The sequence below is a fragment of the Candidatus Phytoplasma asiaticum genome, from assembly GCF_015100165.3.
GTDB classification, from domain to species: Bacteria; Bacillota_I; Bacilli_A; order Acholeplasmatales; family Acholeplasmataceae; genus Phytoplasma; species Phytoplasma citri.
Window position 1 is genome coordinate 13,759 of sequence record NZ_CP097206.1, and the last position, 18,920, is coordinate 32,678.

At 22.6% G+C, this 18,920-nt stretch carries 11 protein-coding genes and 1 tRNA gene; 11 read left to right on the forward strand and 1 reads right to left on the reverse strand.

Annotated elements, in window-relative coordinates:
* Positions 1–263 precede the first annotated feature (263 nt).
* The 8 genes from H7686_RS00065 to H7686_RS00100 all read left to right on the forward strand — a co-directional run bounded on the left by H7686_RS00065 (position 264) and on the right by H7686_RS00100 (position 13,539).
* Positions 264–3,320, forward strand: a complete 3,057-nt coding sequence (locus tag H7686_RS00065; RefSeq protein WP_193622013.1) for a hypothetical protein — start codon at positions 264–266, stop codon at positions 3,318–3,320.
* Positions 3,321–3,364: 44 nt separating this feature from the next.
* A complete protein-coding gene (locus H7686_RS00070) occupies positions 3,365–3,898 on the forward strand; it encodes a helix-turn-helix domain-containing protein (RefSeq protein ID WP_193622012.1) in 534 nt (177 codons plus the stop codon).
* Positions 3,899–4,200: 302 nt separating this feature from the next.
* Positions 4,201–4,288 (forward strand) — tRNA-Leu (locus H7686_RS00075).
* Positions 4,289–4,409: 121 nt separating this feature from the next.
* A complete protein-coding gene (locus H7686_RS00080; protein ID WP_193622011.1) occupies positions 4,410–10,145 on the forward strand; it encodes an exonuclease domain-containing protein in 5,736 nt (1,911 codons plus the stop codon).
* A 153-nt stretch (positions 10,146–10,298) separates the two neighbouring features.
* Positions 10,299–11,636 carry an FAD-dependent oxidoreductase gene (locus H7686_RS00085; protein WP_193622024.1) on the forward strand — a complete coding sequence of 446 codons (1,338 nt, stop codon included), beginning with the start codon at positions 10,299–10,301 and terminating at the stop codon, positions 11,634–11,636.
* Positions 11,637–12,497: 861 nt separating this feature from the next.
* Entirely contained in the window at positions 12,498–12,740 is a 243-nt protein-coding gene (locus H7686_RS00090) for a hypothetical protein (RefSeq protein WP_212304271.1), read from the forward strand.
* Positions 12,712–12,960, forward strand: coding sequence for a hypothetical protein (locus tag H7686_RS00095; RefSeq protein ID WP_193621770.1), 249 nt, complete (start codon positions 12,712–12,714; stop codon positions 12,958–12,960). The genes H7686_RS00090 and H7686_RS00095 overlap by 29 nt, the downstream gene beginning before the upstream one ends.
* Positions 12,961–13,191: 231 nt before the next feature.
* Positions 13,192–13,539, forward strand: a complete 348-nt coding sequence (locus tag H7686_RS00100) for a hypothetical protein (protein ID WP_193621771.1) — start codon at positions 13,192–13,194, stop codon at positions 13,537–13,539.
* A 903-nt stretch (positions 13,540–14,442) separates the two neighbouring features.
* On the opposite strand, the gene H7686_RS00105 is transcribed toward H7686_RS00100, so the two are convergent.
* Positions 14,443–15,072 (reverse strand): nitroreductase family protein, encoded by a 630-nt coding sequence (locus tag H7686_RS00105; RefSeq protein ID WP_193621772.1) that lies wholly within the window; start codon positions 15,070–15,072, stop codon positions 14,443–14,445.
* Positions 15,073–15,232: 160 nt separating this feature from the next.
* Here H7686_RS00105 and H7686_RS00110 point away from each other — a divergent pair, with 160 nt between their 5' ends.
* The 3 genes from H7686_RS00110 to H7686_RS00120 all read left to right on the forward strand — a co-directional run bounded on the left by H7686_RS00110 (position 15,233) and on the right by H7686_RS00120 (position 18,906).
* Entirely contained in the window at positions 15,233–16,600 is a 1,368-nt protein-coding gene (locus H7686_RS00110; protein WP_193621773.1) for a Wadjet anti-phage system protein JetA family protein, read from the forward strand.
* A 92-nt stretch (positions 16,601–16,692) separates the two neighbouring features.
* Positions 16,693–18,534, forward strand: coding sequence for a DNA polymerase III subunit gamma/tau (gene dnaX / locus H7686_RS00115; protein WP_193621774.1), 1,842 nt, complete (start codon positions 16,693–16,695; stop codon positions 18,532–18,534).
* 99 nt (positions 18,535–18,633) lie between these two features.
* Positions 18,634–18,906, forward strand: a complete 273-nt coding sequence (locus H7686_RS00120; protein WP_078122998.1) for a YbaB/EbfC family nucleoid-associated protein — start codon at positions 18,634–18,636, stop codon at positions 18,904–18,906.
* Positions 18,907–18,920: the final 14 nt, after the last annotated feature.

An 18,920-nucleotide genomic window follows, 5' to 3' on the forward strand; every position in this document is an offset into this window, starting at 1 on the left:
AAATTATTCCTAGCTTTCTCGGTCCGAATAAATAATGAGTTATTTTCTTCTTTCATCATATTAGATTAGTTAACTATCTCTTCCTGGTAAGAAGATTATAATTTTTCTTTGTAATAATATGTTAATTAATTATTATTTTTAAGTTTTTTATAAAATAGCATTTATTATTTTTTTCTAATATGTAATTTTATTGTTAAAAGTAAAAAATCAAATATATAATAAGTTCAGTGATAATACTGCTTTAAGGGGATTTTTGTAATATAATGCGTCAAAAAAAATTTAAAAATGATGATATTAATTGTTTAGATAATGTAAAAAATTATGATCCTATAATAGATTTGTTAATTCAAAAAATAATTAATTTGTGTCAAGAAATTCAACAAATAAATTTATTTGATGATAACTATATGAAAGATTTTTTGATTTTTTTGTCTATTTATAGTGCTAATCCTCATACAAATTTAACTCCTCAATTTGCTTCTAATATTCCGCAATTAAATGTAGATTACCATTATAATGTAGATAATTTAAAACAACAACTCAGTAAAAATTTAGAAAAATCAAAGTTAATTACAATTAATAAAGAAATTTATTTAAATCAAGAGTTTATAAAAAGAAAACAACAAAGTGTTTTACAAAAAGATCGAATAATTACAGAATATAATATTCAAAAAGATAAATTGAATTGTAAATACCATCTTGCTTTGGAAAAATTAAATTTGTTGGAAAACGAAGTACACAAAGAACAAATGGAACAAAATGATTTTTTTACAGAACAATATTTTCAAGCTAATCAAAAATATCAAAAAAATATTTCAGATATTTATGATTTTTTTCATCAAAAAATTATCATTTTAAATCAAAAAATTAAACAATTAAAAGATATTTTTAATCATTCTCTAGAAAATATGAAAAATTTTTACAAAAAACAAATTCAACAAACACAAGAACAACAAAAACAAAAAGAGATAGATTTTACTAAAGAAATCAAAAATTCTTTTAATTTGTTACAACGTAAAATAGAAATTCATAATAAAATTTTCGATCAATTAAAATCGGAATTTATAGAAAAAAAAGAAATAATTTTTAAAAAAAAACATAATATTTGGAATCAAGGTATAATGGGATTTTTTTTTATTCAACCAATGTTCATAAATAGTTATCCTATAATGACGAATTTAATGCGAGATTTTTTTGTTTATCAACGAATGTATTCGATGCGTTTATATGAGTGGCGTTTTCAATATATGAAATTTAAATTTATTTATAATAAAAATGTAAATATTGTCGAATATAATAAACAAATTTTCCAAAAAATAAAAAATTTTAAAATTAATAATTTTGATTCAATCCAAAAACAAGAACACAAATTAATTTATAATAATTATTTGCAAAAAATTGATAATTTGGAAGTGGACTTAACTTTATTAAAAATAAAAAAAAAATATGGCATCATTAGGGAAGAAGTTATAAATGAACAACATAAACAAAAATTATCTTACGAACATTTGCGTAAAAATTTTATTCTAATCGAAAAATTGAATGATATACAATATCAAAAAGATATATTATTATTACATAATCAAAATCAAGAACGTAAATTTTTGCTTAAAATGCAATTGCAAATGACAAAAATTCCTTTAAAAACGAAATATGATCGCGAAATTTTGCAAAATCTTCAAGAAATACAAAAATTACAAGAAAAACTTTCTAATTTGCATTATCATCAGGAATACGAAATAAATTTGAAAAATATTATTTATAAACAAAAAAAACAAAATTATTTTTATAAAGTGGAAATACCAAAAATTAAAATTAGAGATATTGTTGCTAAAAATAATTTTATTAAACAAAAAAATTTAATAAATGCTATATTATTTAATAATTATTTAAATAAACAAAATCAAACACATTTTAAAATTTTACAACAAATTAAAGAACAATTTGATCTTTTTTGGCATTTGTATTTAAAAACAATTAATAATAGTTTTTCTATGATTCATTTACATTTAATTTATAAATTAAATAAAATTTTTGTAGAAAAAGTTATAGAAGAACATTTTAAATATCTTTATTTATTGAAAATAAATGTGATCGATTTAAGATTGAATAAGATAAAACAACAAATTAATTTGAATAAAGTGATTTTAAACTTTTATAATCAAAATATTTCTTTTATTAGTGTCTTAATGCATCGAATGAAATTGAAAAATTTGGATAAAAATACAAAATTTTTAGTTTTTTTTGAACAAAAAATGAAAATTTATGAAAATATAGGAAATTTTTTTAAAAAAAAAATGAAATATTTAGAATATCAACAAAATAAACATCAGCAATCAAAAGATCAAATGATTAATAAATTGAAACAACAACAAAATTTTTTTGTGCAAAATAATAATTTATTACAATACCAAATGTTTAAATTGACTGTTAAACTTAAAAGTTTTTCTAATTCTAAATTTTGGCATCGTATTTTATCTTCGTTTTATCTCAATAAAATGAAAAAGAAATGGTTATATTATTATGAGCATTTAGAATCACCTAGAATTTTTTTTATGCAAGAATATAACGATATTAAGGAAGAAATTTTTAATATACAAAAAAATCAATCAGAAGAAAAACATTTTTTATTAAAAGAAAGCGAATATATTATTGATTGTATTTCTCAGGTTTTTTTTGATATTACTAGAATAATGCATGATGATAGTTTAAATGAGATTATAATTAAATATCAAAAACAAGAAAAACAAATTCGTCATGAGATTAGTTTATATGAAAAACAAAATAAATTAAAATTAAAAGAAATGAAACGCCAAATAGATTTAATTCAAGATAATTTAAAAGATTCTTTAACTGAAATAGATCAAGATTTTATAACTCAAAAGCAAAAAATTAAACTAACATATGATAATAAAAATAAAAAAATTAATTCTGAATACAAAAATCAATTATATCTTTATCAAAAATATTTAAAAGATCAAAATCATCGTAATAATCTTTTTAAGGTACAACAAAACGAGGAAATAGATAAAATTTTATTTCAACATTGGAAAAAACAGAAAGAAATTATTGCAAACAATAATCGATTATTGGATCGGATTAATAAAATTAAAGTTTATCAACAATTTAAAATTAAAAATATATTGTTTTTTAAAAAAACGCGTTTAATTATTTTGAAATTTTTTTGGTGGTATAAATTTTATCAAAATAAACGAATTTTACAAAAAGATTATAAGAAAAATTTAATTATTTTGAAAAAAAAAATGGTGATTAAATTTATGCAATTATATAAGAAATTAATTCAAATATTTGGTATTTAAAATTTATATTATTTGATTACAACATGCAGGGGAATTAAAATAATATGTACATAGGTGATAAAATTCGAAATTTGAGATTTCAACAAAAATTAACTCAAAGAGAATTAGCGCAAAAAATTAATATGACCACAGGCTATATTTCGCAGATCGAAAATAATTTAATCTTACCTTCTCTAAATACTTTGTTTTTAATGTTAAAAATTTTTAAAGTTTCAATAGTAGATTTTTTCCAATATGAAGAATCTATGGTATCAATCAATAAAAAAACAGATTTTAATATTCAATATAATCCCCATTTGAAAAATAAAATTTATCATATTTTTAAAAATTTAGATAAATTTAAAATAGAACCGCTTATTATTGAGCTTAAACCCCAAGGTCAAACTGAAATACAATTTAAATCTGTTTATCATGAGTTTTTTTTTATTTTAGAGGGAGAGATTTTTTTAATTTTAGATAAATTACATTATTTATTGAAACAAGAAGATACTTTTTATTTAGGATCTAATAAAGAATATTATTTGGTTAATAATCAAAATTATAAAAATGCTAAAATTTTAAAAATAATTATTTTTTAGAAAATAGTCACGATGATATAAATAAACATTATTATTTAATTGACATCAATATTATTATATTGTTTAATTATATTTATTTTTAAACATTAATTATGAAAGAAGAATAATTTTTTGTAAAATTATTTTTTATTTTAAGACATTTATTAGAATTATATTTTATTTAAGAATAATAAGATTTTTCATGAAATTTTTTAAGATAGAAAAAAATTTTACAGATAGTTTTTCAAGAGACGTTATGATATAATCTTATTATAGTTAGTTAGTATTAATTAATAATTTATTATAATTGATTTATTATTAATGCTGATGTGGCGGAATTGGTAGACGCATTTGACTCAAAATCAAACAAGTGAAGAACTTATATCGGTTCGAGTCCGATCATCAGTACCATACCATCCAAAAAATTATTTTTTTAAAGTGACATGAAATTTTTCATGTTTTTTTTCTTTATATATGAAATTTTCCAATAATAAACTAAAAATAAATACTTAAAATTAAGTTGAGATTGATAATGAAGCTTTATTCAAAATTTATAAAATTTATTAAAAATAAAAATATTCCAAATTTTCCATTAATAGAAGTTGTGGTTAATGATAAACAAACGAATAGTTGGGATTGTTTTTTCCAAATAGAAGAATATCCTGAAGAAACTACACATTTTGAATGTTTTGAAAAAGAATTTCAAAAATTTTTTTTAAAACAATTAAGTGAAGATTTAGAAAATTTTGTACAATTACAACCTACAATTAATGTGCATTTTCGTATTCTAAATTGGAATCTGTTAAAGGATGATTCTATTTGGAAAAAACATTATCAATATATGTTAGATAGATTTTTGATTGATCCGAATATAGATAAAGAATTAGTATTTTGTTTTCGTAAAACTCCTTTTATTTATATTGATCGTAAAAAATGTTTATTTGTTAAAGATAAACATTTTTATAAAAAGATAAATGATACAAAAGAATATTATAATAAATTAAAAGAATTTCAATTAAAATTATCTCAATTACAAGATTTAATGATGCGAATATATAAATTTGAATTTAAATTTGAATTAATTTCTACTTTTGAAGATCTTAAAAAGATAGAAAAATTAATTTCAAGTGATTGTGGTCCGATTGAAATTAAAAATTTGTTGGGTTATGTGCAACATCATGTGAAATATCGTGATTTAAAATGGAATAAAATCGGATTTGAATTAGTCAATCCTAAAAATTTTTTATCAAATTTAAATTTTAAGGTAGATTTTATAGTAATTAATCACTGGTTAAAAACAAAGAAATCTCAAAAATTAATTGATTTGTTACCCGAAGGAGTTTTAGTATTAATTACCATTAAAATTGTTAAAAAAAAATATTATAATTTAGAAGATTTAGAAACATTTGAAATTTTAGAACAGATTCCTGAACAAAAATATTTGCTTTCAGAAATTCCGTTTATTGATGATGCAAATAAAGATGAAAATGAATTTAAAAAGAAATTCGAATTATTCGTTAATAAATTGCGTATAAATAGAATATTAATAAAATGTTTTGTCCAATATGGAGAAAAAGATCCTAAAAAAACTCGATTTTATTTAGTAGATCCTAATAGTCATCAAGATTCAATTTCGATTATTGAATGGTCAAATTATTTTAATATTGATAAAAAAAATTTTAGTTTAAGCGATGTACCCGCGGACAGTTTAATATTAGCTACAATTTCGATTAAAGAAAATTCTATAAAAGATAAAGGACTTTATTTTGATTTAGTTCGTTATTGTAAATTAAAATCGAAAATAAAATTAGATGATTATTCAGGGACTAAACGTATTGAATTTCATACTCATACTAAAATGTCCAATTTAGATGCTATTACTAGTGCTAAAGATTATATAGAATTAGCTGAAAAATGGGGTCATGAAGCTATTGCTTTTACAGATCATGATGGTTTATATGCTTTTCCCGAAATTTCTAAATATATTTCTAATAAAAATATTAAAGCTATTGTAGGAGTAGAATTGAATTTTGTCGAAGAAAAACCAATTTTTATTACTAATCAAGAAATTAATTTAAATAAATTTTCGAATTTTTTTTTAAAAAATTATAATTATGTGGTTTTAGATATTGAAACAACTGGTTTTTCTAAAACTAGGGACCGGATTATTTCTATAGCTGCTGTAAAAATTAAAAATGGTAAAATTGTCCAATATTTTAATGAATTAATTAATCCCGGAAAAGATATAAAGATTAATGATTCTATTCAGGAATTAACCAATATTTCTAATGAAATTTTGTCAAAAAAACCTCATATTAAAGAAATTTTTCCGAATTTTTTAGATTTTATTACAGATTTTTCGGATTGCGCATTAGTAGCTCATAATGCTAGTTTTGATATTGAATTTTTGCAAGAAGTATCTAAAAAAATTGGTTTATTTTGGCCTGTATTACCTATTATTGATACTTTGGCTTTAGCTCAAAAGCATTTGAATAATTTGTTAAAATTTTTTTCTTTAGAAAAAATTGTTCAATCTTTGAAAATTAAACTTGATTCAGAAGGTCAATATCATAATGCTTTATTCGATGCTAAAGCTACTGCTTTTGTTTTTTTAAAAATGTTAGAAATATTAGAAAAACAACAAATATTAAATTTTTATGATTTGCAAGGTGCTTTGGATATTAAATGGGAAAGACCTTACCATGTTAATGTTTTGGTAAAAAATAAAAAAGGTTATAAAAATTTATTTCGATTAATCAGTGATGCTTTAACTAAAGATTTTTTGAAAAAACCTCGTTTATTAAAATCTAATTTTGAAAAATATAGAGAAGGATTATTAATTGGTAGTGGTTGTTTTGATAGTAATGTTTTTAATATTGCTTTATATAAAAATGATGATGAATTAGCTCAAGCTATTTCATATTATGATTATATTGAGGTACAACCACCTAACGCATATCGTCATATTATGCATGAATTGAATGGTTCTAAAAAATTTGAAAATGACAATTTATACGGTCGTGTTATAATTCAAGATATTATTTTGAAAATTATTAAAGAAGCTCAAAGACAAAATAAAATTATTATTGCAACAGGAGATGTTCATTATTTATATCCTTACGAAAAAGTTTTACGTGAAGTTTATATTAATGCGAAATTAATTGGTGGCGGTATACACCGTCTTTCAAAGTATGAAGATCCGCATTGTTTACCTGATAATTATTTTTTAACTACTAAAGAAATGTTAAATGCTTTTGATTTTATTAATGATGAACAATTGAAACAAGATGTTGTAATTAATAATACTCATTTATTAAATCAACAAATCGAAAAATTTCAATTTTTTTCTAATCAACTTTTTAATATTCCTGATAATATGTTTGCTAAGAGTTTAAATATTTCTAGCATTAGGTCAGAAATTCTTAATATCATTAATGAAAAAATTTTTAATTTGTATGGAAAATTATTACATCCTAGTATCAAATATAGGATTGAACAAGAATTATCTGTAATTGCACCTAAAGATAATTTGGAAATTAATAATATTGCAGCAATATATTATTTATCTTATTTATTGGTTAAAAAATCTAATGAAGATGGTTATCCAGTAGGCTCTCGTGGTTCAGTTGGAGCTTCTTTAATAGCTAATATTTTAGGTATTACCGAAATTAATCCATTACCTCCTCATTATCGTTGTGTTATTTGCAAATATACTATTATGAAAATGAGCATAACTGAAACGTTAACATTCGAATATAACAATTATTTTCGATCTTGGCCTTTTATTGTAGATATACAACAATATCAAAAAAAAATTAAAAATATATTTTCTGGTTATGATTTGCCAAAAGAGAAATGTCCTTATTGTAATCAACTCTTCGTGAAAGATGGTCAGGATATTCCTTTTGAAACTTTTTTAGGTTTTGATGGTAATAAAAAACCAGATATTGATTTAAATTTTTCTGGTGATTATCAAAATAAAATTCATAATTATCTAAGAGAAATGTTAGGGGAAAATTGTGTTTTTCGGGTTGGAACTATTCAAACAGTTGCTAAACAAAATGCTTATGGTTATATTAAATCTTTTATGGAAGAAAAAAATGTTAATATCCGCAAGGACGAAAAAGAACGTAGAATTTCAATGATTGAAGGAGTTAAACGTTCTACAGGTCAACATCCGGGTGGAATTGTTATTATTCCTGGTGGAATATCTATATATGATGTTACTCCTATACAGTTTCCTGCTAATGATGTTTCTTCGCAATGGAAAACCACTCATTTTGATTATCATGCTTTAGAAAAAAATTTATTTAAGTTGGATATTTTGGGCCATGATGATCCTACTTTGATTAAGTTTTTGATGGATGATGTTCTTCAAAATCCTTCTAAATTCCCTTTTAGTAGATTCCAAGATATTCCTGTCGATGATCAACAAGTTTATGAAATTTTTGCTAATCAGGATGATTGTAAAATTTCTCAGGCAATTCCTGAATTTGGTACAGATTTTGTTATCAAGATGTTAAAAGACATTTATTTACAAGAAAAAAAATTTAATTTTTCTAATTTAGTGAAAGTATCAGGTTTATCACATGGTACTGGTGTTTGGTCAGGTAATGCTCAAAAAATATTGTTTTTTCATCGTGAGTATTTTGAAGATTATTTAAAATCCAAGGGTTTTGGTTGTTTGGAAAGGTATGTACCTTTTGATATTCCTTTGGACATTGCTAATTTAATTTTTCAAGATCGATATTTATCTATTAAAAATATTGTTGATGATGGTTTTAATGATAAAATGATAAATCGAATTAATACTTATTTCGAAGATCACATTAAACAAGTAATTCCTGATTGTTTTGAATATGGAATTTATGTTTTTCGTGAAGAAAAAATTTCTTCAATTAATAGATTAGAAAACACGGAATTTATAAAAGCATTTGGTATTTTAGAAAATCATCAGGACAAAATTAAAGATATTATTGATCTAAATATTGGTTATAAACAAATTTTAGATTATCATAAGATTGTTGAATATTTAAATAAAATTAAAAATAGTGGCGAGGAATTGTTGAATGAAATTTTAAAAAAAAGTAATATTGAAAATGAGTCACAATTTTTAAAGGAAATTTTAAACAAATTAAGCGAAGATATTACGAAATCAAATTGTTTTCAAATCGAATTTTTTTTAAACAAAAATTTTGAAGAAATTTTAATTAAAAATAATATTAGCGGTAATGATCCAATAAATGATTTTAACAAATTTTTAAATTGTTTTGTAAAATTATCTAAAAAATTTTTATGTGATAGAATTTTAGATATTATAAATATTATAAATTTAATGAAAATTCACATTAAAGAATTTTTGGTGAATAATTTTCAGAAAATCAAAGAGTCACTTGTAAATGAAGTTTTGAAAATCAAAACTTCAATAAAAAAAGATCAAGACGATATTGATAAATGTCAATCTAAAGAAAATTTGAATAATGAATATATTAGGTTATTTCCTTTTTCATTGTCTGTTTGCAAGAATATGGTTTTAAAAGGTCAATGTGTTGTTTTTGATGAAATTATTTTTTGTCGTGATGATATTTTAAATTATTTAATTTCTAAAGGTTTAGAAAAATCAATGGCTTTCGAAATTATGGAATTGGTTCGTAAGGGAAAACAAAATCATGATAAACAAAAATGGTTATATTTATCTAAAAAAATGCGTGATCATAATGTGGATGATTGGTATATCGAGTCTTTACAAAGAATTCAATATCTTTTTCCAAAACCTCATGCTGCTGCTTATGTTTTAATGGCTTTACGAATAGCTTGGTTTAAGGTTCATGCTCCTTTACTTTTTTATAAAGGGTATTTTTCTACTAGAGTGTCGCAATTTGATTATGATAATATGATTTTGGCGTGTGATAATTTAAAAAAAATTATTGATGAAAAATCTAAAAAAGAACTTACATTAGTTCAAAAAGAAAAATTGCATACTTTAAAAATTGCTAAAGAAATGAAAGATAGAGGTTATAATTTTTTACCTATTGATTTGAATAAATCCGAAGCTAATCTATTTGTGATGGAATTATCATCCAATTCTTTAATTATGCCTTTTATTACTATTGATGGTTTAGGTCAAGTAGGGGCCAATAATATTGTGAAAGCACGTGGTGAAAAATTATTTACACAACAAGATTTTGAAAAACGAGTTAAATTGAATAAAACAATTTTAAAAAAATTTCATGATTTAAATTTAATTAAACAATTACCTTTAGAATAAGACTTTGTTAATTTTAAATTATAAATTAATTTTTTATATATGTTATAATTTAATTGTATATCTTTTATAATTAATTATTTATAAAAACTAAAATCACGGAAACTTATAAATATAATTTTAATAGATGAAAAGGTGATATTAATGAATGAAAAGATGAAAGTTATAGTGGTCGGTTGTACTCATTCGGGTACTGCAGCTGTTAAAACTATTCGAAAAACTTATCCATATGATAATATCGATATTACTGTTTACGAAAGAAATGATAATGTTTCGTTTTTATCTTGCGGTATAGCTTTATATATTGGTGGAGTTGTTCAAGATAAAAAAGGTTTATTTTATTCTAATTCCCAAGAATTGTCTGCGTTGGGGATAAATATGTGTTTAGAACATGAAGTGTTACAGATTGATTTTGATCAGAAAAAAATTTGTGTTAAAAATTTAAAAACTAATGAAGAATTTTTTGATTATTTTGATAAATTGATTTTATCTACAGGTTCTTGGCCAGTAATTCCTAAATTAGAAGGAATTAATTCTAAAAACTTGTTTTTATGCAAAAATTTTGAGCATGCGAATGAAATTATTAAATATGCCCATAATGTTAACAATATTACTATTATAGGTGCTGGTTATATTGGCGTTGAGTTAGCTGAAGCTTTTTCTTTGCAAAACAAAAAAGTTGTTTTAATTGATGCTGAAGATAGAATTATGTCTAAATATTTAGATGTTGAATTTACTGAACCTGCTCAACAACAATTTATAAATAATCATGTTCATTTGGCTTTAGGACAAAAAGTTTCTCAATTTGTTACTAAAAACGAATTAGTTACTCATGTAAAAACTGATAAAGATATTTTTGCTACAGAAATGGTTATTTTATGTATTAGTTTCGTTCCTAATTCCAGTATTGCTCATAATTATTTAAAAACATCACCTAATGGTGCTTTTATTGTAAATGAATTTTTACAAACTTCTCATCCTGATGTGTATGCTTGTGGTGATTGTATTAATGTATTATATAATCCTTTAATGGATTATAAATACATTCCTTTGGCTACAAATGCTGTTAAAACAGGAACTATTGTAGGTTTAAATATTAAAAATAATAGAATAGCATTTTCTGGAGTTCAAGGTACTAGCGCTATTAAAATATATGAACTCAATATTGCTTCTACAGGAATTACGGAATATGTGGCTTCACGATTGAAATTAAATTATGATTTTGAAGTTATTAAAGATGCTGATAAACCTGAGTTTATGCCTGACTATAATGGAGTTATTTTCAAGATTATATTTGAAAAAGACACTAAAAAAATTTTAGGTGGTCAAATTTTATCTAAATCTAATTTGTTGGAACAAATCAATATTTTGAGTTTGTGTATTCAAAAACAGATGACTGTTGAAAGTTTATTTTCTATTGATTCTTATTTTAATCCTCATTACAATAAACCTTTTAGTTTGTTGCAATTAGCTACTTTAAGGTGTTTTAAATAATTCCAATTTTTATGAAGATGTTTCTTTTTTAAAAACTTTATGTTATTAGAAAGTGCGCCAAAGAGGCCTAAATTTCGTGCTATCTAACCAATAGCCAGGGTTGATAAACTCTGAAAGGAGATGGTCGGTCTAGCAAACGAAAGAATGTCAGATTAGAGCAGACCATAAAAGCGGGTTGCGACGAAAGCAAATTAGTCAAGAAGACGCCGCCACCAAATAATTCTACGGGCAAGCCTGAGATGGCCTAAGAAGGAAAAATTGAGGTATTTAACAAACCTGTCTCGAAAGTTGCTGAAACGAACAGTCCAGATCCTACTAATATGAGGTACGAGTATTGAGTAGTTTATCAGAAAAACCTGGAATCAGCCTCCTAAAGAGGATACTTCCCCTAAGGAATTAAGGTCGAAATTTAGTGTAACTTGGAGAATCCTAAAACTAAGTAATTAAGTTTACTAATCTGGAAATGAAAGTCTGGATGGTCAAGGATAAAGAATCTTTTTAGTAGTCGTAAGGGTAAACCTAAATTTGGAATAATTTAGTTAATCGGCTTACCGAGAAAAGAGTTAATCACTCTTATAGGGCGAAAGAAGAAAGTAATTTACTATTTATTCAGTGGCATCAAGAAAGGGATTGATATACTATGTCAACAACGGTTTCAATAGAAACTAAACTTTGGCGAACACGGGATAAAATTCAATATTGTTCATCAAATGGCTACTCTTTAAAAAGAGAACTACAATAAGGAATGAATAACTTTTATAATACGTTAACCGCATTTAATAAAATTGCCGCTAACGAAGGCGCGGGTACCTCCGGGATTGATAATAAAACCATTGATGAGATATATCCGATACTTTAGCTATGTTGACCTATTTAAGTTATCTAGCTGAATATAGCTGTTTGAAAACACTGACAAGGAAACGGAAGACGTCAATTGCCAGAATTCAAAATAAATTCAATATAGTTTCAACTTGGGCTATCCCTTATATTAATAAAATAAAAACCCAATATGAACCATGGGTTAACTATTATCGGGATAGAATTAAAAAAATGCGTAACTATAAGGAAAATCCTGATGTTACCATCAAAAAATACATATTCTAAGGTCGTACGAATCTTAACTGACCGTTTGAAAGCGGAACGTTGTGATAATTGCGATAAAATAACCCCACTTCAAATTAATCACATTGGGACTATTCGCAACGCGAATCACCCAAGGATCATGAATAAAAGAACAAAGGTATTGTGTAAATATTTTCATCGCAAAATAACCAATCAGCAAATACATGATATCAGAAAGAATAAGAACAATAAGAATAAATAGCTAATCAACCGTGAATTGAAATTAGTTCTCGTAAGAGAGTAAATTATTGAAAGCTGGATACTTGGAAACTTGCTTTTCCGGTTTGGACGGGGGCTGATTGTAAATAAAACAACAAATATAAATCGTTGTATAAAATACAATTAATCTATCTGTATTAAATAAAATAATTAAAATCAAATATATTTTGTTCTTGTAATTTTATTTTCAAATATTCTGAAGAGGTTTTATATTATGTTTTTCAAATTATTTAATATTATTTTTTTTATTATGTTTAATATTTGTATAGCTTTATGTGGGACTCTTTTATATCAAAAAGCTGTAGAAAATGAACCTTTTTATAAAAAAAAACTGGAATATAATACTAGAAAAATTGATGATGTACATAATACAGAAGATTATCTTCAAAGTCAAAAACCAATATATGAAATTCATAAAATTTCAACCCAAGATACTGTTATCACTAATTATGATAAATTATTACACTATTGGTTAGAATTTGTTCAATCATCTCTTATTTTTTTACACAACTTGAAGAGTGAATTTTTATCATCCTTATTACCTAAAATTAAAAAAATTTAATCAATATTTCTTTATTGATTATATTTTTTTTTAAATTAAAATATAAATGGGGATGTTTATTGGCTTCGCCAAAATTAAAAGGTTTTATTTGTCATAACTTGGTTGCGCAAGTAAAAACGTTCGAGGTTTTTAATAAACGGCAATAAAGAAAATAAAATTAGTCAAAATGAATATAAAAATAAAAACAATTTTTTTGCTAATTATGCAAAAAATTTGGGTATGGCTCGCGCAACAGCGTAAGCAAATTAAATTTATATAATTTTTGATTTTGCTTTATTAATTAATTTTGGAGATATCTAGGTTATTTATTAATTAGATATTTAAAAAATTAAATATTATATTATTGAATTAATTATTTTTTATTTTTACAATTATTAAATATTTTTTGTTTGTTTTTGATCCCATAAAACAAAATAATTATGTACAACAAATAAAACTGATTAATTTTGTACAGGGGTTCGAATCCCCTCATCTCCACCATTTATATTATTTTTTTTGTAAATTTTTTATTTTATTAAGGATATTTTGATAAATTTTTTAAATTAAATTTAAAAATTTAATATTTATAAAAAATCAAATTTTTGATTTCTATTGTTTTATTTTTTATGAGTTAAAAAAATTTTATAATTTGTTTATTAATGAATTGATATTTATTTAATAAAATATAAATAAGAGATATTTTTATTTTAAAAAAATCAGATTATATTGTTGATTTTTTTAAGGTTTTTTTTCTTTAAAAAGTAATTATATATAAATTTGAATTTATTTTTATAAGTAATTTTTAAATAATCTAAATATTATTTTTAATAATTTTGGGATTTTTTATAAATTTTATAAACTTGTGGAGGTATTTATGATTTATATATTTTTAAAAAAATTTTATTTTAACAAATGAAATGAAATTTATAAAAAATTAACAAAATCATTTATAGTTAGTTTAAATGGTATTGAGTTTCCGATATTTTTATTTATTGTAGATTCAATTTTATCTTTTGTATTACTTTGACCTACAGCTATTAGAATAATAGGTATGTATTTTTTTTCTATATTGAATAATTCATTTAATTTATCAAAATAACAACCTCCCATAAAACAAGTATTATAATTAAAATGTTGTAAAGTAATAACAAGATTACAGGCAATTAAGCCGCACTCAAAAAAAATTTCATTTTTTAATGTTTGCGGATTCATGTTATGATAATGTTTTTTTATTTGTTTTAAAATAATTTCTTTTTGGATTAATGAGATATTTTTATGTTTTAGTTTATTGTTATAAATATATGAAGCATCTTGGACTTTATTAATATTTCCGCATAATATGATGATAGCAGAACTATTTGTGATTTGCGGGATATTTCCTATCATGCATTTTTTTAGTTTTTCTTTATCTGTAGATTTAGTAATTATAAAAAAACGCCACGGTTGTAAATCAAAAGAGGAAGGGGTATATCGAATTTCTTGAAAAATTGTTTGCCAAATTTTAATCGGTATTTGGTGATAGGGATCGAAAGATCTAATAGTTTTAATTTTCATTTTGTTTTTAATCCTTTATTTAAGTTAAATTATTTAACATTTGTTTATATTTTATATAATTTTAGACAATGTATTTTAACAAATTTGATAATAAGTTCCATAAATTAATATTTTCGATAATAAAATAAATAAATTAGAAAGGTTTTTTGGATTTTAAAATATGTCGTATAATTTATTCGATATTTTACCATTAAATTTTTTTAATTTATTATCTTCTTCTAATAAAGAAATTTATTTAGATTGTCTTTTGTTATTAGCAGATTTAGCAAATGACGAATTTGATGGATATATTAATAAAAATTTAGCCATTTCTGTATTGGAAAACTATTTTAATAAAAATAATTTCTTTTTGGATGATGAAATTGATTCACAAGTTTCAGTTGATTCTAAACAAAAAGCTTCCAAAATTATTTATTTATTAAAAAAATATGGATGGATTGGTGAAGAACGAATTGGTTACAATAATGATTGTTTAAGTTTTTTTGATTATAGTTTAGAAATGATTCATTTTTTTAAAAAAACTGTAAATCAAGTAAAACCTGAATCTATCGGTAATATTTATAGTATTTATGCTTTATTAAAATCTTTGTTAATAGAAAAAAATTATGCTAATTTTTATGAAGCTTTAATTAAAACACAAAATATTTTGTGGAAATTAAAAATTTTAAAGTCTAATATTTATCGTTTTTATTATAATTTGTTAAATTCGAAAAACTACATAAACACACAACTTTTATTATCCCAATTGTTAAGGAATTATAAAAAAAATTTTTTTGATTCTTCTTATTATTGGTTAAAAACATCAGATAATTTTTTTAAATATCGTAGATATATTAATTTATTTTTAAATCAATTGGAAGATTATCATATTTATGTAAAATCTTTAAGCGAACAATTATGTCTTATTAATCAAAAAACTTTAGAAGAAAATGTTGAAATAATCAAAGAACAAATTCAACAAATGAAATTGAATTTAAAAATTGCCGATAGATTAATAGAAATTATTGATATTAAAAACGAACAATATTTACAAATTATTTGTCAGCGAATTTTATTGTTTGATAATAAAAACGATAATTTGTTAAACTTATTGCTTCGTGGTATTAGATTGATTCATGATCATGTTTTTGAATATAATTATTTATTTAATTTGAGTTATATTCGTAATTTAGATCAATTTTCCTTTTATAAACCTCGCCGTTCTAAACAAAATTTTGTTATTAGTAAATTAACTTTAATATCGGAAAAATCAAAAAATTTATTAAAAAATAAAAAAAATTGTTTATTAAAGAAAGATTTTTTTTATACTAAAAATAATATTCTTAAATTTGTTAAAAATTTAAAATTTAATCAAAATTATTATTTAGCTTCCGATATTAATTTAGAAAAACCTCAAGATTTATCTCGATTAATGTTAATTTTATTATATTCTTCAAAATTAATGAATTTTTATTCTATTAAACCTTTGTATTATAGAATTATAGTTAATGATATCTCTTTTTCTAATTTTTTAATAATTAAAAAATAGAAATTAATTCAATTAATTCTCCGATAATAATTTATAATTATCTAAATTCAAGCAAAATTAACAGAATAAAATAAAAAAGGTGTTGTCGAGTTATGAATTATTTGTCTTTATATCGTAAATATAGGCCTCAAAATTTTAAAAATATTATTGGCCAAGATATTATTGTTAAAACTTTAAAAAATGCTATTCAATATTGTAAGATAAATCATTGTTATTTGTTTAGCGGGGATAAGGGCGTAGGAAAAACAACCCTAGCAAAAAATTTAGCTAAAGCTATTAATTGTTCTAATGATTCTAGTTTTGATTGTTGTAATTTATGTAAATCTTGTATAAGTATAAATCAAAGAAACAATCTTGATTTAATTGAGATAGACGGCGCTTCTTATAATGGTGTAGATGAAATTAGAGAATTACAAGATACTTCAAAATATAAACCTATTTTTGGCAAATATAAAATTTACATTATCGATGAAGTTCATGTTTTATCTTATAATGCTTTTAATGCTTTGTTAAAATTATTAGAAGAACCACCTGCTAAAATTATTTTTATTTTAATTACAAGTGAATTTAATAAAATTCCTAAAACTATTGTTTCGCGTACTCAACATTTCGGATTAAAGCAGATTACAACAGAAGATATAGTAAAACAATTGAAATTTATATCTATTAAAGAAAATATTGATATTCACGAAAATGCTTTGTATCAAATTGCTATTTTTTCTAAAGGTAGCATGCGAGATGCCCTAAATAGATTAGAACAAGTTAGCACTTATTATCATAATAGTCATATCGGTTCGGACGAAGTTTCGAAAATTTTAGGATTAGTTCCGAAACATAAAATGAATGAATTAATGAATTATTTATTATATGGCGATTTTGTTACGATGATTGATTTTTTAGAAAATCTTTTGCATCCTCATGTAGATATTTTATTTTTTATGGAAGACTTAATAGATTTTTTTCTAACTTTATTTATTCAAGAATGGAAAGATGATGATAATAATTTTAAAAAAATATTTAAAAATTTAGATATTAATTCTAAAGATCAATTTTTTGTTTTTTTATTTACTTGGAAAAATAATCTTAAACATAATTTTCATAAAAAAAAATATTTTATTATCAATTTCATTCGCTTGAAAGAATTTTTAATGTCATATAAAAAAAAAGGTAATTTAAATAATCAAAATATCACTTATGTTGATAATAACCGGTTTAATCTAGAAAATGTTATGCCTAAAAGAGAGTTATTGTCGTTTCCCAAGATCTTAACAACTTCTTCTTTAAGTAATATTAGTTTATCAACAAATTCTAGTGTTTTGGATTTTGAACGCGCAAATGATAATACTTTTAATTCTGAGAAATTAGATAGTTTTTTATATGGTATCAAACAAATTTTAATAACTCCTGATTTATCTATGACTCAAAAGTTATGGAAAAATTGGCATAAATTAACCAAAATTTCTGATAAAAACTTGGAAATGGCTGCTATGTGTTTATATAAAAGTAAATTGTGTTTAATTAATTTAACTAAAGAATGGTTAATTGCTTGCGATAATACTCAAGAATATCAACAATTACTTAAACCGCATATTAAAAATAAAATAAAAACTATTTTAAATAACAAAAAAAAATTAATGAAAGAGTATTTTGTAATTTTGTATCAAGATTGGGAACAAAAATTATTTCCTCTTTTTGAACAATATCAAAAAAATCGTTATATATGTGATTCTGAATTGTCTAAATTGGATGTTAATTTTTATTTAAAACATGCTACATTTACGTCTCAACATGATTTTTTAATAAATTCTAATGTTAATTCGTCGAATAATGTTCAATTATTAGTCTCTGATGATTCTAATAATTTTGCCGAAAAAACTCAATTTTTTCAGTTAGCTATTGAATATTTTGGTATTGATAAAGTTAGATCAAAATGATAAATAAGACAATTTTTTTAATATTTTGTTCCTATTGTAGTTATAATATAGTGATTGACGGATTAAAATCATAATTTAGAATAAGGAACGGAATGTAATATGTTCGAAAAATTAAAAAGAATTCAAGAATCTATTAAATATGAGCAAAAAAAATTAGAATCTAGAGAGTTTACCGCTTGTGTGGGTGATGTAATGATTGTGATGCAAGGAACTAAACAAGTTATTGATGTACGTATTCAAAATTCTCAAATTCTTCAAAATTTAGATCTATTACAAGAAAGTATTTTATTATCTTTTAATAATGTTTTGCAGCAGGTTGATAAAGCTTCTCGCGATGTTATTACAAGAGCTTCGGAATATTTAGAAGTTTAATAATTGTCAATTAG